This window comes from Stenotrophomonas sp. GD03819 (assembly GCF_029841665.1).
In the GTDB taxonomy this organism is placed as follows: domain Bacteria; phylum Pseudomonadota; class Gammaproteobacteria; order Xanthomonadales; family Xanthomonadaceae; genus Stenotrophomonas; species Stenotrophomonas geniculata.
The window spans coordinates 38,440-57,074 of sequence record NZ_JAOCEW010000011.1 but is presented as its reverse complement, the minus strand read 5'-3'; the positions used below and the strand labels follow the sequence as shown (position 1 = coordinate 57,074).

Here is an 18,635-nt window from a genome sequence, read left to right as displayed (position 1 = left end):
GGGTGGGAATCCTCGATGCGGCGCGTCCGTGCGCAGGGAAAACGGCGCCCGGCCTTGGGGCGGCGCGGCCGGGCAGCCCTCTTGGTACTGCATCGGCCGTCAACACGGGGTAGCAGACCAGAGCAGGGTGCATGGATGGATGACAGCGTGCCACCGTCCGGGGTGCCGGACCATACTCAAAACGTCCTAGAATCCGCCTTCCCCCGGCTCCCTGGTGTGTCATGTCGGCTCCCCCTTCTTCGTCTGCGGCTGCCCCCCGGGGTGGCCTTGTCGCGCTGGCATTGCTGCTGGTCTACGTGGTCTGGGGCTCGACCTACCTGGGCATCGCCAAGGCCCTGCACGGCGGCGCGCTGCCGCTGACGATGGTCTCCGGCAGCCGGTTCATCATTGCCGGTGGCCTGATGTTCCTGGCCTTGCGCCTGTTCTGGACGATGCCGAACCCGACCCTGCGGCAGTGGCGCAACCTGGTGGTGATGGGCGTGACCATGCTGGTGCTGGGCAACGGCATGGTGGTGCTGGCCGAGCGTGAGGTGTCTTCGGGACTGGCCGCCACCGCGGTGGCCTCGGTGCCGCTGTGGATGGCGCTGTTCTCGGCGCTGCGTGGCCAACATGCCAGCAAGGGTGAATGGCTGGGCATCGCGGTCGGCTTTGTCGGCGTGGTCTGGCTCAATGCCGGCAGCAGCCTGACCGCCTCGCCGACCGGGCTGGTGCTGCTGCTGATCGCACCGATTGGCTGGGCGTTCGGTTCGGTGTGGTCACGTGGCCTGGACCTGCCGGGCCCGTTCATGACCGCTGCCGGTCAGATGATCTGCGGCGGCGTGCTTCTGGTGCTGATCGGCCTGGCCGTGGGCGAACGCCCGACCACGCTGCCCGACACCGGCGGCCTGCTGGCGATGGCCTACCTGTGCGTGTTCGGCTCCATCGTCGCCTTCACCGCCTATGTGTGGCTGCTGCGCAACGTGCGCCCGGCGCTGGCGGGCAGCTATGCGTACGTCAATCCGGTGATTGCCGTGCTGCTGGGCGCTGCATTGAATGGTGAACGCTTTGGATGGCGGGACTTCCTCGCCATGGCGGTGATTCTTCTGGGTGTGGTGGTGCTGACAATGGCAAGGACACGAAAGAAATGAGCATGGACGAGAAAGAACAACGCCGGGGCCTGCTGGTCACTGCGTCCACCTTCGTGATCTGGGGGTTGGTGCCGGTGTACTGGCACCTGCTCAACGAGGTCCCCTCGTTCCAGATCATCGCCCACCGCATCATCTGGAGCACCGTGCTGGTGCTGGGCTGGCTGCTGCTCAGTTCGCGCCTGGGCTGGTGGCAGAAGATCGCCGCACAGCCGCGCGCGCTGCCGATCCTGCTGGTGTCGAGCCTGACCATCGCGTTCAACTGGGGCCTGTACATCTGGGCGGTCAACGCCGGCCATGTGATCGAAACCAGCCTGGGTTACTTCATCAACCCGCTGGTGAACGTGCTGCTGGGCGTGCTGGTGCTGAAGGAGCGCCTGCGCCGCCTGCAGTGGGTGGCGGTGGCGATGGCGGCGGTGGGTGTGGCCTGGCTGACCATCGATGCGGGCACGCCGCCGTGGATCGCGTTGGGCCTGGCCTGTTCGTTCGGCCTGTATGGGCTGCTGCGCAAGCTGGTTTCGGTCGATCCGGTGGCCGGGCTGGGCGTGGAGAGCATGTACCTGTTCCTGCCGGCGCTGGCGTTCGCGATCTGGGCCGAGAACGGCCATGGCGGCGCGTTCTTCCATGGCTGGGGCTGGCGCAACGACCTGCTGCTGATCTTCGGCGGTGCGGTGACGGCCGTGCCGTTGATTGGCTTCGCTTACGGCGTCAAGCGCATCCCGCTGTCGCTGGTCGGCATCCTGCAGTACATCGCGCCGAGCCTGCAGTTGCTGCTGGGCGTGTTTTTCTTCCACGAAGCGTTCGATACCGCCAAGGCGATCGGGTTCGCGGCGATCTGGGCCGGCCTGGTGCTGTTCGTCGGCGACAACATCCGCACGATGCGCAAGCGGTAGCGGCGCCGGGATCCGGCCCCGTCTTCCGCAAAAAAGAACGGCGCCCCGAGGGGCGCCGTTCTGCTTCCATCCACCGCCAGGAGAGAGAGATGGCGGTGGCGGGAACGCGGTTGCAGGCTTAGAAGCGCTGCTGGTACTTCATGTACATGAAACGACCGATATCGAAGCCACCGTAGTAGGTGAAGCTGCTGTTCGGCTGGCTGTACATGATCGGACCCTGGTGGTCGAAGACGTTGTTCACGCCCAGCGACACGGTGCCGTCCCACGGCAGGCTGTAACGCACCTGCAGGTCGTGGAAGGTGTTGGAGCCCACCTTGCGGCTCGGCTGCGCATCGGTGTACGGCGAGACGAAGCCGGCCATGTTGCAGTCCGGGCCACCGGCCAGGTCATACGAGCAGGCTTCCTTCATGCCCGAGTAATAGCGGGCGGTCCAGCCGATGCCCAGATCGCCGTACTGCCAATCCAGGTTGAAGGTCGAACGCACGCGGAAGTTGCCCTGCCAGCCGGTCTTCTGCTCCACCGGCGTGGTAGCGGCGCTGTCGTTGCGCTGCTCCAGGTAGTCGGTGTAGGTGGTGTTCCAGTTGATGGCGAACTTGCCGTACGCGGTTTCCGGCAGGCGGTAACGCACGCCGATGTCATAGCCGGCGGTTTCGCGATAGCCAGCGTTGACCAGCGAACGATCCAGCGCCGAGACCTGGCCACGGGTGGCCGCAGCGGTGGAACGGGTGAAGCGACCGCAGGCCGAATCCACGCCCTGCACGTAGCACTGGTTGAGGATGTCGGTGGCCGACTCGCCGACGATGGCGTTGTTGATGCGGATCTTCCACCAGTCCAGGCTGACGTCCAGGCCCTGCACGAATTCCGGGCTGTAGACCAGGCCGACGGTCCAGGTCTTGGCGGTTTCCGGCTTCAGTTCCGGGTTGGAACCCGAGTTGAAATCGGAGGTGGCCTGCTGGCCCGGGCGGTTGGCAAGGTTGCCGTCCGCACCGGTCTGCTGACGGAAGTTGGCGGGCACATTCAGCGCCTTGCAGCGTGCTGCCACCGTCGGGCTGCTGGCGGCGATGCCGAACTTCGTATCGCACGGATCGGTGAACGAATCGCGGCTGGACACGGCGCCGCCGTAGAGATCGTCCACGGTGGGTGCACGGAAGCCGGTACCGTAGGTCGCGCGCACCAGCAGGCTGTCGATCGGCTTCCACTTCAGGCCGAACTTGCTGTTGGTGGTCGAACCGAAGGTGTTGTAGTCGGTGTAGCGGCCGGCCAGGTCCAGCGACAGTTCACGCGCGAATGGCATGTCGGCCAGCAGCGGCACCTGCATTTCCAGGTAGACCTCGTTGAGCGAGTAATCGCCACGGGTCGGCTGGCCGGTGGTGCCGGCGATCTGGCCCTTCTGCACCATCAGGTCCGGGGTGTAGCTGGCCTCTTCGCTGCGGTGCTCGAAGCCCATCGCACCCATGATGTCACCGGCCGGCAGAGTGAACAGCGAGCCGGAGATGTTGGCGCTGGCCACCTTGGTGGTGCTCTTCATCTTGTCCACGAAGCGGGTGAACAGGTAGTCCTGCACGTCCTGGTTGCCCAGCGAGCCCGGGCCCGCATAGCCCATCGGCGCGGCCGGGTTCCACGGCACGCAGCCGGCGATCACCGCACCCGGAGTGCCGCAGCGTGCCACGGTGCCATCCATGAAAGACGGGCCGACCGCCAGGTCGACGTGCGGCTGGTACATGCTGCCGGTACCGATGCGCTCGCCTTCATTACGGTTGTACATGTAGCTGACGTTCCAGTCCCAGTAACGCGAACCGGTTTCGAAGCTGCCTTCCAGGCCGATGCTGGCGCGCTTGGTGTCCAGGTTGTTCTCGGTGCCGCGCGGCAGTTCTTCAGTGCGGTGCGAGAACAGGACGTCCTGGCCCCACTTGTTGAAGGTGCTGTCCTTGGACAGGGCAGCACGGGTGCCATTGCGGGCCTGTGCGGCCGATACCGAGTACGGGTAGCCGGCCAGGTGCTTGGTCGACTCGCGCTTGCTGTACAGCGCGTCGGCCACGATGCGCAGGTTGTCGGTGATCGAGAAACCACCGTTGGCGAACACCGAGGTGCGCTCCAGACCGCTCAGCAGGCTCATGTTGGTCTTGGCGTTGGCACCATCAGCCGGGTCCGGGGTGTGGAAGTTGCCAGCCTGGCTCGGATTACCGCCCGGGCCCACGGTCAGCGGCTTGCCGCCGACGGTGACGGTACCCCACTGGGTGGTCGGGCTCAGCGCGTCGACGTCATCGGCGTGGCGCGGGCCACCCGGGTAACGGCTGAACTCGCGCTCGCTGCCGAGGATCTCGTCTTCCTTGGTGCGCTCGGCGCCGACGCTGAACCAGCCGCGGTCGAAGGTCTTGCCGAAGGTAGCGCTGTAGGAGCGCTTCTGGCCGTCGCCTTCACCGTACTGGCCGACGTAGACACTGGCTTCGCCGCCGTCGAAGTTCTTGCGGGTGATGATGTTGACCACACCGGCGATGGCGTCCGAGCCGTACAGCGCGGATGCGCCGTCGGTCAGCACTTCCACGCGCTCGACGATGGCGGACGGAATCGAAGCCAGGTCGGAGTAGCCACCGGCGCTGACGCCCATGCGGCGGCCGTCGATCAGCACCAGGCTGCGTTCCGGGCCGAGGTTGCGCAGGCTGACGTACGTGCCGCCGAAGTCGCGCGAAGAACTCAGCGACGACGAGCGGCTCAGGCTCGGAGCACCGGCGGCGGTGACGTCCTGCAGGATGTCGGCGACGTTGATGTAGCCCTTCTTCTCGATCTCGGCGCGGCTGAGCGCGACGACCGGCTGTGCGGTCTCGACGCTGGCCTGGCGGATGCGCGAGCCGGTGATCTCGATGCGGTCGAGGTTGGTCGGGGTATCGCCGGCGCTCTGTGCGAAGGCGGGGGTGGTGCAGCTGGCGGCCAGCGCGATGACGATCGCGTTGCGCAGCGGAGTGGTTTTCAGGGACATCCGTGACATCTCGTGTTTCAGGAAAACAAGCGTCCGTTCTGTGGGCGCGTGGGGTGCTGCAAACCAACGTGGGGGCCGGGATTCTAGAGTGTTTCCATTCGTAACTGTTTGTCGCCATGCCGCTGAATGTGCGCGAAGATGAATCGCAACCAACAATCCACAGATGCGACGTGCGCAGCGTCACGCACGTTGCATGCGCGATGGGCAGAGGCATCGATAGCGGCGGATTTCCGCCGATCTGTAGCAGTGCGTGTGCGCAGGCACCCATCCGCGCCATGCATGGATGATGTGCAAACAAAAAGGGACGGAGCCTTGGCTCCGTCCCTCTGCAGGATGCGCAATCTATCGTTTATAGATGCTCAGGTTTCTCGCAACGCCGTGGTGATCGGCAACCGGGCCGCGCGCAGCGCCGGGAACAGGCCGCCGACCAGGCCGATGCCCAGCGCCCATTTCAAACCCGTCCACAGCAGTTCCGGCGACACATGGAACTTGAACACCACCGCGCTGAAGTTGCTGCCGATGGTGGACACGCTGTAGCCATTGAACAGCAGCCATGCCACCGCACAGCCGAGCAGGCCACCCAGCAGCGCCAGCAGCATCGTCTCCAGCATCACCGCGGTCACCACCGGCAGGCCACGGAAGCCGATCGCGCGCATGGTGGCGATCTCGCGCGCACGCGTGGCCACGGCCGCATACATGGTGTTGAGCGCGCCGAACACCGCACCGACCGCCATGATCGTGCCGATTACCTTGCCGAGGATGTCGATCAGCTTGGTCAGCCCACCGCCCTGCTTGCTGTAGTAGACACGGGTGGTTTCCACGTCCAGCTTCAGGCGTGGATCAGCGGCGACGGCGGCCTTGAACTGCTCGAAGCCGGCCTTGCCATCGGTGCGCACGCTGATCGACTGCCACGCACTGCGCTGGTAGGTGGTGGCCAGCGTATCGGCGTCGGTCCACAGTTCCGAATCATGTGCATCGCCGGTGGCGAAGACGCCCACCACGGTCCAGGTCTGGTTGCCCAGGGTCAGCGTCCTGCCCACATCCAGATCGCGGAACTGGCCCTTGGCGCCCTGGCCGACCACGATCTCGCGCAGGCCAGTGGCGAACGTGCGGCCTTCGACGATCTTGACCTTGTCGTGCACCGCCCACGCCTGCGGGCCGACGCCGCGGAACTGCGCGTTGACGTCGGTGCCATCGGACTTTGACACCAGGTTGACCACCTGCGACAGCTCTGGTGACAGCAGCGGCCGACCTTCGGCATCGCGGGTGATGCCGGGCAGGGTGGACAGCGTGGGAACCTGCTCGCGGGTGATGACCGAGTTGGTCTCGGCCTGCGAGCCACCGCGCAGCACAATGGCGGTGGTGTCATCGCCGGTGTTGTTGAGCGTGGCCTGGAAGCCTTCGCCCATCGCCAGCATCGCCACCAGCACGCCGACCACGCCGGCGATGCCGACCACGATCACCGAGGACGCGCCCCAGCGCTGCGGCAGGCTGGCCACGCCGATGCGGGTGGCGGCCAACGCCAGCCGTCCACCGCGGGTCAGCAGCAGCCACAGGGCCACCAGCACGGCCACGGCCAGCACGCCCATCCACGGCAGGCTGATCCACAGCACCAGGCCGATGACCAGCAGCAGTACGGTCAACGCGTTGCCGGCCCACTTTTTGAACTTGTTCATCTGCAGGTCTCCTCAGCGGCCGGCCAGTGCGTCGACGATCTTCAGGCGCTTGGCACGCAGCGCCGGCAGCAGGCCGACGATGATGCCGATCACAACGATCAGGCCCAGCCCCATCAGCCAGGTGGGCGTGGGTACGTGTGGCGGCAGCAGGCCCATGCTCTTCGGGCCGATCGCCGGCAGGATCAGCGCGGCCAGGCCCATGCCGATCAGGCCGCCCAGGCCGATCAGCAGCACCGACTCCACCATCACCAGGGTCAGCACGGTGCTGTCCTTGAAGCCCAGCGTCTTCAGCGTGGCCAGTTCCGGCACGCGCTCGCGCACCGCCTGTGCCATGGTGTTGCCGGTCAACAGCAGCAGGGTGAAGAACACCGCGCCCATGATCGAAGTGACGATCATGCCGATGTCGGCGAACTGCTTGACGAAGGCTTGCTGGAACGCCGATTCGGTCTGGGTCTTGGTCTCGTGGTCGGAGTTGGCCGAGATCGCATCGATCGCCTGCGCTACCCGCGAGGAGTGGTCAGGGTTGTCCAGCGTCACCGTGTACCAGCTCACCTGGTTCTTGATGTAGTCGTTGGATTCGTCGAAGTACTTCCAGTTCATCATCAGCTGGCGTTCTTCATTGGCGGCCAGCGCGCGGTCCTTGGAGCGGTAGATGCCCTTCAGCTCCAGCGGCCAGTCGTTGCTGCCGCCACGCGGGAAGATCGTGGCCTGCAGCGGGATGGTGTCGCCGATCTTCCAGCCGAACTGCTTGGCCAGGGTTTCGCCGACGATGGCGCCGGTGCGGGTCTGCTTCCAGTCTTCCAGCTGCGCCGGATCGATCTGCAGCTCGCGGTAGACATCGAAGTAGTTGGGCGACACCGAGAAGTTCGGGAAGAAGTTCTTCGGGTCCTGGTAGATGCCACCGAACCACATGCCATAGGCCACGTCGCGCACGCCGGCCACCTGGCGGATCTGGGTTTCCAGGCGGATCGGCAGTGACTGGGTGATCGACAGCCGCGAGGCCACCACCAGGCGGTTGGCGCCTTCCACGCTGCCGCCGGACGAGAACGCCACGCGCACCGAGTCGAGCATGCCGAACAGCAGGAACGCGGCCACCACCGAGAGCAGGGTCAGCAGGGTGCGCGTGCGGCTGCGGAACAGCTGCGCCCACACCAACGAAAAGTATTTCATCGCCGTGGCCTCCGTCAGTGGGCCAGCGGGGCGTCGGCCAGCTCGCCCTTGTCCAGGTGCACCGTGTGCGTGGCGTACTCGGCCGCCTTCGGGTCATGGGTGACCATGATGATGGTCTTGCCATGCTCGCGGTTGAGCTGCTGCAGCAGGCCGAGGATCTCCTCGGCGGACTGGCGGTCGAGGTCGCCGGTCGGTTCGTCGCAGATCAGGAAGGTCGGGTCGGAGACGATCGCCCGCGCGATCGCCACGCGCTGCTGCTGGCCGCCGGACAGTTCATTCGGGCGATGGCTGCGGCGATCGGCCAGGCCCACCAGGGTCAGCGCGATCTCCGCATTGCGGCGGCGCTGCGCCGCATTGAGGTGGGTCAGCAGCAGTGGCAGTTCCACGTTCTTCTGCGCGGTCAGCATCGGCATCAGGTTGTAGAACTGGAACACGAAGCCAACGTGGTGGCTGCGCCAGGTCGACAGCTGGCTACCGCTCATCTGGTCGATGCGCTCGCCTTCGATGCTGATTTCGCCGCCACTGGGGTTGTCCAGCCCACCGATCAGGTTGAGCAGGGTGGTCTTGCCCGAACCGGACGGGCCCATCAGCGCGACGAAGTCGCCGCTGGCGATGTCGAGGTCGATGCCGTGCAGCACCTGCACTTTCTCGGGGCCACGCTGGTAGGTCTTGGTGATGTTGCGCAGTGAAACCAGGGTCGACATGGGTTGTTCTCCACGGAAGGCGGGAAACGGGGAAGCGCACCTGCGGTGGCTGCGGGCGTGCGTCGAGCGGTGTTGCCGGCGGCGCCCATGGGCGCCAGGCCGTTACTGCGCTTGTTTCTGTTGCACCTTGGCGCCATCGCGCAGGGTGTCCGGCGGGTTCACCACCACCGATTCACCTGCACTCACACCCTTGAGGATCTGGCGGTCCTTGCCCATCGCCTGGCCGGCCTCGACCTTGCGCTGCTGTACCCGGTTTTCGTCACCCAGCACGAAGGCCACCGATGCGCCCTCGCGCTGCACCACGGCGCCGCCCGGCACGCGCACACCCTGCGGCTTGGCGGCGGCCTGCGGCTGGGCCTGTTCCAGGAAGCTGACCCGCACGCCCATCTCCGGCACGATGCGTGGGTCCTTCACTTTCAGCGCCACGCGCACCTTCACCGTGGCCTTGCCGCGGTCGGCGGTGGGGATGATGGCGATCACCTCGCCCGGAATCTTCCACTCCGGATAGGCGTTGAGCGTGGCTTCCACCGGCATCTTCGGCTGCACGCGGCCGATGAAGGCCTCGCCCACCTCGACTTCGATCTCCAGCGAGTCCATGTCGACGATGGTGCCGATGCCGGTACGGGTGAAGCCACCGCCTGCCGACAGCGGCGAAACGATTTCGCCGGGCTGCGCGGCCTTGGCGGTGACCACCCCGGAGAACGGCGCGCGCACGATGTTGTTGTCCACGCCCAGATCGGCGATGGCCAGCTGGTCGTTGGCGACCTTGACGTTGCGCTGGGCGGTCTCCAGCTGCGCACGCAGGCTGTCGCGCTGTGCCACGGCCTGGTCGTACTGTGAGCGCGATACCAGCTGCTGGCCGACGAGTGCCTGCAGGCGGCTGGCTTCGGCGGTGGCCTGCTTCTGCTGCGCCTCCAGCCCGGCCACCTGGCTGCGTGCGGCCTGAAGCTGCGAGGCATACAGGCTGCGCTGGGCGTCGGCATCAATCGGGTCCAGCGTGGCCATGATCTGGCCCTGTTCCACGCGCATGCCCTCCTCGATCATCACCTCGCGCACCTTGCCGGTGATCTTGGCCGAGACCGTGGCCATGCGGCGGGCGACCACGTAGCCGCTGGCGTCGAGCACCGAACTGCTGGCATTGCCCTGCTGGATGGCCACGGCGGGCGCGGTTTCCACCTCCACGGCCGGCGCACGGCCGAACAGGAAGGCGACGGCGGCGGCGATCAGCAGCACGGCCACGATGATCGCGATCCACAACCAACGGCGACCACCGCCGTTGCTGCCACCACCGGAGGCCGGCGGGGGCGATTTGCGGTCGATACGGAGTTCCTTCAACAGCTCGGCAGAAGCGTTCATTCGTTCCATCACAGGCGTTCGGGCGGGTGTGGCCGGAAGGGCAGACGGCGGCGGTTCCGGCGGTGGAGCGTGCGGCACAGCATGAAGGCAGGTACGGCGATGACGGCAGTGACAGCTGTCACCCGATGACACTGACGGCGGCAACTGCGAAATGTGACCACGCCGGTACAGGATGGCAACGTCCCCGCTACCGGTACCGCCCATGGATCCGATCGCCCCGTCGCTGGCCCGCCTGCAGCAGGTGCAGGTGCGCTACCGCGACCATACCGCCCTGCATGGCATCGACCTGCAGGTCCGCGCTGGCCAGGTGCTGGCATTGCTGGGCCGCAACGGTGCCGGCAAGAGTACCGCGATCAGCGTGCTGTTGGGCCTGCGTCACGCCGATGCCGGCCAGGTCGAGCTGCTCGGCGGCGACCCGCAGCAGCGGGCCAGTCGATTGGGCCTGGGCGTGATGCTGCAGAGCACGAACCTGCCGCCGATGCTGCAGGTGGACGAGCTGGTGGCCCAGGCCAGTGCCTGTTACCCCGACCCGATGCCGTTGCCGGAGGTACTGCAGCGCGCCGGACTGCAGGCGCTGGCGCGCCGCCGCTACGGCCAGCTGTCCGGCGGCCAGCAGCGCGCGGTGCAGTTCGCCATCGCGCTGTGCGGCCGCCCGCGGGTGCTGTTCCTGGACGAGCCCACCACCGGGCTGGACATCCAGGCGCGGCAGGCGATGTGGCAGGCGGTGCGGCAGTTGGTGGCCGAAGGCTGCGGCGTGCTGCTTACGACACACTATCTGGAAGAGGCCGAGGCGCTGGCGCAGCGCGTCGTGGTGCTGGAAGGCGGCCGGGTACTGGCCGACGCACCCTTGGCCGAGCTGCGCCTGGCCGACCGGCCGCGCCGCATCCGCTGCCGCAGCGCGCTGGCTGTCGAGGACGTGCAGCACTGGGCGGGCGTGCAGCAGGTGCAGCGCGACGGCGAGCATCTGCAGCTGCTGGCGAGCCCGGCCGAGCCGGTGGTGGCACGCCTGTTGGCGGCCGACGCGCAGTTGCGTGAGCTGGAAGTACAGGGCGCGGCGCTGGCCGACGCCTTCCTCGACCTGACCCGGGAGGCCGCATGAACACGATGACCCGTACCGGCACCGCACCGGCGCCGTCGTCTGCCTGGCGCCAGGCCCTGCGTCCCTACTGCGCTGAGCTGGTGGCCGAACTGCGCCGCGCCTGGCGTACACCCGCCTTCGCCGTACCTTCGCTGCTGTTCCCGGTGTTGTTCTACCTGCTGTTTGGCGTGCTGTTGGGCCGTGGCCACGCTCCGCTGTACCTGCTGGCCACCTACTGCGTGTTCGGCGCGATGGCCCCGGCCCTGTTCGGCTTCGGCGTGCAGCTGGCGTTGGACCGAGAAGGCGGGCTGCTCACGCTCAAGCGGGCGCTGCCGATGCCGCCGGCGGCGCCGCTGCTGGCGCGACTTGCGATGGCCGTGATGTTCGCGCTGCTGGTGGCCTCGTTGTTGATCGGCGTGGCATCTGTGCTGGGGGGTGTGCAGCTGCACGCCCTGCAGGTGCTGCAGCTGCTGGCGGTGGCGGGCCTGGCTGCGCTGCCGCTGGGGGCGATTGGCCTACTGATCGGCAGCCATGTCAGTGCCAGCGCAGCGCCGGCGATGGGCAACCTGGTCTACCTGCCGCTGGCGTTGCTGTCGGGCCTGTGGCTACCGCTGTCGGCGCTGCCCAAGATGTTTTCGATGATGGCACCGCTGTGGCCGACCTGGCACCTGGCCCAGCTGGCGCTGCCGGTGGTCGGGTTGCCGTCTGCGGGCAGCGTCGCCGGCCATCTGCTGGTGCTGCTGGCGGTGACCCTCGTGGCGTTGCTGCTGGCACGGCGCCGCCTGCGCCGGATCGGCTGAACTGGCATGATCGGCAGCGATCGTCCCCGCCTGGATCCTCCCGTGCCACCGAGCTGGCTTGCCTCCCTGCTGCGCCCCGCACCGGATTCGGCGGTGGCCGACAACCTGCGCCGCGGCAAGCCGGCCTGGGCCGATGCCATCCACCTGCTGTGGACGGTGTGGGTGTTCATGACGCCGCTGTTTTCAGGGGGGTACACGCTGCGCTGGCTGTGGTTCACCCTGGCCAGCTATCCGTTGTTCCTGCTGTTGTATGCGCGCCTGCTGCTGTCGCCGCGGCACCATGCGCCCCGCTATGCACTGGCGATGACCGCGCTGGCGATCGTGCTGGTGCCCTGGTACCCATCGGGCATCAGCTACTTCATTTTCGGCTGCGTGATGCTGCGGGTCTGCGGTCGCAGCAGCTGGTGGGGTTATCTGTTGCTGCTGACCGTACTCAACGCGGTGTTCTACCTGGTGGCCTACCTTGCGCACTACCCGTGGCAGAGCCTGGTCTGGGTGCCGGCGGTGTCGTTCATCATCGGCATGGTGGTGAACGTGGAGACGGTGAACAAGGAAAAGGATGCCGCATTGCAGCTTTCGCAGGAGGAAGTGCGGCGGCTGGCCACCACCGCCGAGCGCGAGCGCATCGGCCGCGATCTGCATGATCTGCTCGGCCATACCCTGTCTTTGATCACGTTGAAGCTGGAGCTGGCGCGCAAGCTGCACGACCGTGGCGATGCCCGTGCGCGGCAGGAGATCGGCGAAGCCGAGGACATCGCCCGCGAAGCGCTGGCCCAGGTACGCAGTGCGGTCACCGGCATCCGCGCCAGTGACCTGGCCGGCGAACTGGCCTCGGCGCGCCTGCTGCTGGAATGCCAGCAGGTGCACCTGCAGTACGCGCCTCCACCGCCGATGCCGGTGGACGTGGAGCGCGGACTGGCGCTGGTGCTGCGCGAGGCGGCAACCAATATCGTGCGCCACGCGCAGGCGACGCAGGCGCGGGTGGAATTCATGCTGGAAGGACGAATGCTGGCGATGCAGATCCGCGACGATGGCCGTGGCGGCGTACAGGCCGAAGGCAATGGATTGTGCGGCATGCGCGAACGGGCTATGGCGCTGGGTGGACAGTTGTCACTGCAGTCGCCGCGCGGAGAGGGCACGGTAGTGACCGTGCGCGTGCCACTGGTGGCCGCGACCACGCCGCTGTCGCCAGCGTCACTGGCTCAGGATGGTGCTGCATGATCCGCATCCTGCTGGCCGAAGACCAGGCGATGGTGCGTGGCGCGTTGTCGGCACTGCTGAGCCTGGAGCCGGATATCGAGGTGCTGGGCAGCGCCGCCGACGGTGAGGCTGCCTGGCGCATGCTGCAGCAGCTGCAGCCGGACATCCTGGTGACCGACATCGAGATGCCGGGCCTGTCCGGGCTGGAGCTGGCACAGCGCATCGCCCGCCATGAACTGCCGATCAAGGTGGTGATCGTGACCACCTTCGCCCGCGCCGGTTTCCTGCGCCGCGCGCTGGAAGCGGGCGTGCTGGGGTACCTGTTGAAGGACGCACCGGCGGAGAACCTGGCCGATGCACTGCGCAAGGTGAAGCAGGGTATCCGTGCGATCGACCCGCAACTGGCACTCGATGCCTGGTCGCAGGCCGACCCATTGACCGACCGCGAGCGCCGCGTGCTGCGGCTGGCCGGCGAAGGCCGTACCGCCAGCGAGATTGCCGAGCAGCTGGGGCTGTCGCACGGCACGGTGCGCAATTACCTGTCCGAGTGCATCGGCAAGCTGGGTGTGGCCAACCGGATCGAGGCGTACCGGCTGGCGCGGCAGAAGGGGTGGTTGTAGGGAATCATTTCCGCGCCTGCGGAGAGGTGTCACTTTCTTTGCTCGTGCAAAGAAAGTAACCAAAGAAAAACGCCGCCACATCGCGAGCCGGCGCTGCGCGCCGGTGCCCTGCGCTTCTCGGTGAATCAGGGGACGGCGCCGAACTCGCTGCGCTCAAACACCGGCGCCTCTGCGCCCCTGATTCCCCTACGATGCTCGGCTCGCTCAAGGCGGACCCAAGGTCAAGAACCAAAGCTGCACGACGATATTTGGTAGCGCCGGGCCGTGTCCGACGAGTGAAGCGGCCGCTTTCGCCTTTGATCTGAGTCCGCCTTCAAGCGAGCCGAGCACCGCAGGACCGGCGAGGGCGAAGAGGCGCGGGTGTTTGAGCGCAGCGAGTTCCCGCGCCGTCCCTCGGCGGGCCGAGGAGCGCAGGGCACCGGCGTGCGCAGCACGTCGGCTCGCGGCCGGCGGAGCGTTTCTTTGGTTACTTTCTTTGCGCGCAAAGAAAGTGACACCCTCCGAAGTCGCGGAAACGATCCGCCGGGAACGCCCGGCGAACCCGATCAATCCTTCCCGCGCGCCATCGCCTGGAACACGCCATCGCGCCGCACCCACAGGTGGAACAGCGCCGCACCCACGTGCATCAGCACCGTGGCGAACAACACATACGCCAGCAGGCTGTGCGCATTGCGCAACGCGGCATACAGCGCCGGAGTGTGCGGCACGATCGGCGGCAGGTGCAGGCCACCCCACAGCATGATCGGGTAGCCGCCAGCCGACAGCATCGCCCAGCCGATCAGCGGCATCGCCAGCATCAGCGCGTACAACATCCAGTGCGAGGCCTTTGCTGCCAGCACCTGCCAGGCGGGCAGGTCGGAAGGCAGCGGCGGCGGGCGGTGGCGCAGGCGGTTGTACAGGCGCAGCAGCACCAGTACGCCGATGGTGATACCCAGTGGGCGGTGCAGATCGATCAGCATCGGCCGCAGATGCAACGAGGCGACCATGGTCACGCCGACGAACAGCATGGCGATGATCATCAGCGCCATGGACCAGTGCAGCACCCGCGCCAGCAGGTTGAAGTGGCCGTTGCCGGTGTTCATCGTGCGGCCTCCTTCGGTTGCTCGACATTGCCGCTGGCGCGCTCGCGTTCGCGACGGTTGAAGGACTGCGAATACACCGCCGAGCGGGCGGCCAGGATCGGATCATCACTGCCGCGCACGCCACTGGGCAGGATCAGCGGATCGAAGTTGATCTGGCCGCACGCACCTTGTTCCTGCGACTGCATGCGGTCCAGGCTGAGTACGCCGGCCACCACCTGATCGCGCGACTCGGGCCACGGCACCGACGGATCATCAATGGCATCACCGGGCTCGGCGGTGGTCACGACCAGGTTCCAGCGTACCGGGCCGCTGGCCAGGCGCTGCTGCAGTTCCTGGCTGAGGAAATCGACACTGGCCTGCTTGCGCGTTTCCGCATCCATCTCCACCACCGGCGCCTGTGGCTGCCAGCGCCAGCGCACGGCACGCTTCTGGCCCTGCGCGTTGGTGAACCAGAAGCTGTTGACGCTGTTGAAGGTGGTGTCGGCCCAGCTGCTGGTCCACGGTGCCGTCTTGGCCCACTGCTGGAACGCCTGTGCACTGGGGTACTTCGCCAGCACTGCAGCCATCTTCTGCGGGTCGGGCTTGCCGGTGGCGGGGTCCGGAATGGAGGCGCGTGTCTGCGCGTAGAACGCCTCGGCATCGGGCACGGCGAAGAACGGGAAGCTGTTCATCGCCATCCGCCATTCCTGGCCGTCATCGCTGACCATCTGCACCGCCAGGCTGCGCACGCGTGCGGTGTTGTCGGCGCCGTAGGGGGCGCCGCCGCCGATCGACAGGCGGCCCATCACCGGTACGCGGCGCTGCGAGAACACGCGGGCGCTGGACAGGGTGGGCGCCTGCGCGCTGGGTTCGAACCAGCCGCTCACGCAGATGCCCTTGCTGTGCGCGCGTCGGAAGCCCGGATGGGCCGGGCCGGTGGCCTCGATGGTGTCGGTGAAGCGCTGCGCGGTCAGGCGGTTGCCGATCCAGCCGGCCAGCCAGGCGAAGGCCAGCGCGACCGCACCCAGAATGAGTGCGATCAGTGCGATCCAGGGCAGCGGCGAATGTTTGCGTGGTGCGCCCGGCGTCTGGCCAGCGCGGGTGTAGCGGAAGAGCGACATGGTCGGAGTCCTGCCTTCACGGAACGTGTGGGTGGTCGACCCACACATCCTCGCAGAACCCTTCCAGGCCCGGTATTCAAATTTTCGTCAAGATTGCCGGGACGGCGTGCCGACCAAGGTCGGCACCCACCCGATCAGCTGTAACGCGCCTTCAGCATCGCCCACGCCGAGCGCAGCGCCAGCGCTTCGCCACCGGCCGGACGGCCCGGGCGCTCACCGTCGTTCCAGGCATACACATCCAGATGCGCCCAGCGCTGGCCGTCTTCCAGGAAGCGCTCCAGGTACAGCGCGGCGGTGACCGAGCCGGCCATGCGCGAGCCGGCGTTGGCCAGATCGGCGATGCCGCTGGTCAGGTAACGCAGGTAGGGGCGCCACAGCGGCATGCGCCAGACCGGGTCGCGGGTCGCATCACCGGCCTGCAGCCACTGCTGCGCCACGTTGTCGTCATTGCTGAAGAGCGCCGGCAGATCCGGGCCCAGCGCGATGCGCGCGGCGCCGGTGAGGGTGGCAAAGTCCAGCACCAGGTCGGGCTTCTGTTCGCTGGCGAAGGTCAGTGCATCGCACAGGATCACGCGGCCTTCGGCGTCGGTGTTGTCGATCTCCACGCTCAGGCCCTTGCGGGTGGCGATCACTTCGCCCGGGCGGAATGCATCCGGGCCGATCGCGTTTTCCACCGCCGGCACCAGCAGGGTCAGGCGTACCGGCAGCCCGCGTGCCATCACCAGGCCGGCCAGGGCCAGTGCGTGCGCGGCGCCGCCCATGTCCTTCTTCATGTTGCGCATGCCGTCGGCCGGCTTGATGTCCAGGCCGCCGGTATCGAAGCACACGCCCTTGCCGACCAGCACCAGTGCCGGATCGGTGTCCTTGCCCCAGCGCAGCACGACCAGGCGCGGTGAGCGGTGCGAGGCGCGGCCCACCGCGTGGATGGCCGGGAAGTTCTGCTTCAGCAGTTCGTCGCCGGTAATCGCCTCGACCTGCGCGCCGTGCGCATCGGCCAGCGCGCGCGCGGCGTCTTCCAGCTGCTGCGGACCCATGTCTTCGGTCGGGGTGTTGACCCAGTCACGCACGCGCAGGCTGGCGGCGATCAGGTCGGCCACTTCGCCGGTCGGCTCGGCCACCAGGCGCGCCGGCGCACGGTGGCGCTTGCGATAGCGGTCGAAGCGGTAGCTGCCCAGGCCCCAGCCCAGCTGCAGCAGCGCCAGTTCGGCGGCCGGCAGTTCGCTGGCCAGCTGCCACACGCTGCCTTCCGGCAGGGCATGCGGGGCATGCGAATAGCTGTAGGCATCGGCGCGATCACCGACACCGATCACCGCTCCGGCCAGGCCATCGGCGCCGGGCAGCAACGCCGTGGTGAAGGCACCGGCGGTGAAGCCCTGCGACGCCAGCCATGCCTGGGTGGCAGCCGACTGGCCGTCCTTCCAGGCCGCGAACTGCTCGCGGTCCAGCACGTACAGCGGCAGTGCTGCGGCGGTGTCGGCAGTGAAACCAGTGATCTCGCTCATGCGTCAGGTACTCCGGGATGCGGCAGCGTCGAGGTTGGCGACCAACCAGTCGGCCAGGCCGGTAAGGGTGTCGAACTGCAGGTCCGGCTGCAGCTGCGGATGGGTCCAGGTGGCTGCGTCGCGGTTGATCCAGCAGCCGCGCAGGCCGGCGGCGATCGCCCCGGCCACGTCCATGTCGGCGTGGTCGCCGACGTGCAGTACCTGTGCCGGTGCCACACCCAGTCGGGTGCAGGCGGCGTGGAAGATGCTCGCCTCCGGCTTGGCCGCGCCGTGCTCGCGCGCGCCCAGCTGGAAGGCGAAATGATGGGCCAGGCCGATCCGCTCCAGATCGGCATTGCCGTTGCTCAGCGCTGCGACCGGTACCCGCGCGGCAATCCGCGCCAGCGCGTCGATCGCATCGGGGTAGCACTCGACCTGATTGCGCGCGGCGAAGAACACTTCATACGCCGGCTCCAGCAGATCCAGGCTGGCGCCACTGGTGTGCAGCGCTTCGTGCAGGGTCAGCCGGCGCAGTGCGCTCAGGTCGTGATGGAGGTGCGGATGGGCGTGGTACAGGCGCTCGCGCAGTTCGCGCATTGCCGCCACCGGATACATCTCGGCCGTGGCGGGGCTGTTTTCACGCATCCACTCGTGCAGGACCAGGTCGATGCGGGCGCCGATCGGAGCGAACGGCCACAGCGTGTCGTCAAGGTCGAGGGTGATGGCTTGGACGGGGAAATTCACCCCGCCATTCTACCCCTGCCCGCGCGGGCTTTCATGCGGCGCGGCGGGCGGGGGGCGCTGGGGCTGGGCCGGGTCAGCGCAGGTTGTACGAGCAGGCGATGGTGGTCTGGCCGTCGAACTGCTGCACGTCCAGGTTGTGCCGGCCCACTTCCTTCGTATAGGTGCCCGCCACCGGGTCGGACATCTTCGCCAGTGCCGCGATCTGTTCGACGCTCGCTGAGCTGAAGTACGCAGTGAAACTGTCGATGCCGTCCTCGCCGCTGTCGCCGTCATACGACTGCAGACGGTTCACGGGCTGGCCCAGCACCATCAGCGGCGTGGTCAACCGGAACTCGCCGCTGGATTCGCCGTTCTGCGCCCGCGCCGGGGCCGGTGCCAGCAGCCGGGCCATGGCGTCGAACTGCTTGGGCGTGAGGTGCCGCTTGCAGGTCACCGCGTCGGCAAGCTGGGTGCGTGCCTGCTCGGCAGTCGGGGGCGCAGCGGCGAACGCGGGAGCGGCAAGGCAGGCCAGGGCGAGGCAACGCATAGCGAAAGCGATCATCCGAACGGATCCATCCGAAAAAAGGGGGCCATAGTCTGCCACTTCGTCCCAGTTTCGGGTTCCGCCATCTGCGTCCTTCATTTACTGAT

General features: G+C 67.3%; 16 protein-coding genes. 6 read left to right on the top strand and 10 right to left on the bottom strand.

Features of this window, described 5'->3' with window-relative positions; all coding sequences use genetic code 11:
- Positions 1 to 221: 221 nt before the first annotated feature.
- A complete protein-coding gene (gene yedA, locus N5D45_RS08530; RefSeq protein ID WP_228355035.1) occupies positions 222 to 1,127 on the top strand; it encodes a drug/metabolite exporter YedA in 906 nt (301 codons plus the stop codon).
- Entirely contained in the window at positions 1,124 to 2,017 is an 894-nt protein-coding gene (rarD, locus tag N5D45_RS08525) for an EamA family transporter RarD (RefSeq protein WP_019338652.1), read from the top strand. Before yedA ends, rarD begins: the two co-directional genes overlap by 4 nt.
- A gap of 118 nt (positions 2,018 to 2,135) precedes the next feature.
- Here the strand turns inward: rarD and N5D45_RS08520 are convergent, their stop codons facing one another.
- From N5D45_RS08520 to N5D45_RS08500, 5 genes are all read right to left on the bottom strand, one after another.
- Positions 2,136 to 4,994 carry a TonB-dependent receptor gene (locus N5D45_RS08520; protein WP_010486961.1) on the bottom strand — a complete coding sequence of 953 codons (2,859 nt, stop codon included), beginning with the start codon at positions 4,992 to 4,994 and terminating at the stop codon, positions 2,136 to 2,138.
- A gap of 359 nt (positions 4,995 to 5,353) precedes the next feature.
- Positions 5,354 to 6,670 (bottom strand): ABC transporter permease, encoded by a 1,317-nt coding sequence (locus tag N5D45_RS08515; protein WP_057503843.1) that lies wholly within the window; start codon positions 6,668 to 6,670, stop codon positions 5,354 to 5,356.
- Positions 6,671 to 6,682: 12 nt separating this feature from the next.
- A complete protein-coding gene (locus N5D45_RS08510; protein WP_010486959.1) occupies positions 6,683 to 7,840 on the bottom strand; it encodes an ABC transporter permease in 1,158 nt (385 codons plus the stop codon).
- Between the two features lie 14 nt (positions 7,841 to 7,854).
- Positions 7,855 to 8,544 (bottom strand): ABC transporter ATP-binding protein, encoded by a 690-nt coding sequence (locus tag N5D45_RS08505; protein WP_010486958.1) that lies wholly within the window; start codon positions 8,542 to 8,544, stop codon positions 7,855 to 7,857.
- Positions 8,545 to 8,646: 102 nt separating this feature from the next.
- Positions 8,647 to 9,900, bottom strand: coding sequence for an efflux RND transporter periplasmic adaptor subunit (locus tag N5D45_RS08500; RefSeq protein ID WP_019338656.1), 1,254 nt, complete (start codon positions 9,898 to 9,900; stop codon positions 8,647 to 8,649).
- Between the two features lie 202 nt (positions 9,901 to 10,102).
- On the opposite strand from N5D45_RS08500, the gene N5D45_RS08495 reads away from it, so the two are divergent.
- From N5D45_RS08495 to N5D45_RS08480, 4 genes are read left to right on the top strand one after another with little or no spacing between them, the layout of a single operon-like run.
- Positions 10,103 to 10,999 carry an ABC transporter ATP-binding protein gene (locus N5D45_RS08495; protein WP_057503845.1) on the top strand — a complete coding sequence of 299 codons (897 nt, stop codon included), beginning with the start codon at positions 10,103 to 10,105 and terminating at the stop codon, positions 10,997 to 10,999.
- Positions 10,996 to 11,778, top strand: coding sequence for an ABC transporter permease (locus N5D45_RS08490; protein WP_228355036.1), 783 nt, complete (start codon positions 10,996 to 10,998; stop codon positions 11,776 to 11,778). Before N5D45_RS08495 ends, N5D45_RS08490 begins: the two co-directional genes overlap by 4 nt.
- Positions 11,779 to 11,784: 6 nt before the next feature.
- Positions 11,785 to 12,999 (top strand): sensor histidine kinase, encoded by a 1,215-nt coding sequence (locus N5D45_RS08485; RefSeq protein WP_228355037.1) that lies wholly within the window; start codon positions 11,785 to 11,787, stop codon positions 12,997 to 12,999.
- Positions 12,996 to 13,598: a response regulator transcription factor gene (locus N5D45_RS08480; RefSeq protein WP_049480028.1), complete on the top strand. Its 603-nt coding sequence runs from the start codon at positions 12,996 to 12,998 to the stop codon at positions 13,596 to 13,598. The genes N5D45_RS08485 and N5D45_RS08480 overlap by 4 nt, the downstream gene beginning before the upstream one ends.
- Positions 13,599 to 14,143: 545 nt before the next feature.
- Here N5D45_RS08480 and N5D45_RS08475 read toward each other — a convergent pair.
- The 5 genes from N5D45_RS08475 to N5D45_RS08455 form a co-directional block, all read right to left on the bottom strand.
- A complete protein-coding gene (locus tag N5D45_RS08475) occupies positions 14,144 to 14,680 on the bottom strand; it encodes a cytochrome b (RefSeq protein WP_228355038.1) in 537 nt (178 codons plus the stop codon).
- Positions 14,677 to 15,780, bottom strand: a complete 1,104-nt coding sequence (locus N5D45_RS08470) for a catalase family peroxidase (RefSeq protein ID WP_279938736.1) — start codon at positions 15,778 to 15,780, stop codon at positions 14,677 to 14,679. The genes N5D45_RS08475 and N5D45_RS08470 overlap by 4 nt, the downstream gene beginning before the upstream one ends.
- Positions 15,781 to 15,914: 134 nt before the next feature.
- Positions 15,915 to 17,282, bottom strand: a complete 1,368-nt coding sequence (locus N5D45_RS08465) for a M17 family metallopeptidase (RefSeq protein ID WP_053442392.1) — start codon at positions 17,280 to 17,282, stop codon at positions 15,915 to 15,917.
- A gap of 3 nt (positions 17,283 to 17,285) precedes the next feature.
- The gene (locus tag N5D45_RS08460; protein WP_228355039.1) at positions 17,286 to 18,005 is read right to left on the bottom strand and encodes an HAD-IA family hydrolase; all 720 of its coding nucleotides are present in this window, start codon (positions 18,003 to 18,005) and stop codon (positions 17,286 to 17,288) included.
- A gap of 73 nt (positions 18,006 to 18,078) precedes the next feature.
- On the bottom strand, positions 18,079 to 18,546 hold the full coding sequence (locus N5D45_RS08455) for a hypothetical protein (RefSeq protein WP_057503850.1): 468 nt from the start codon (positions 18,544 to 18,546) through the stop codon (positions 18,079 to 18,081).
- Between the last annotated feature and the right edge of the window lie 89 nt (positions 18,547 to 18,635).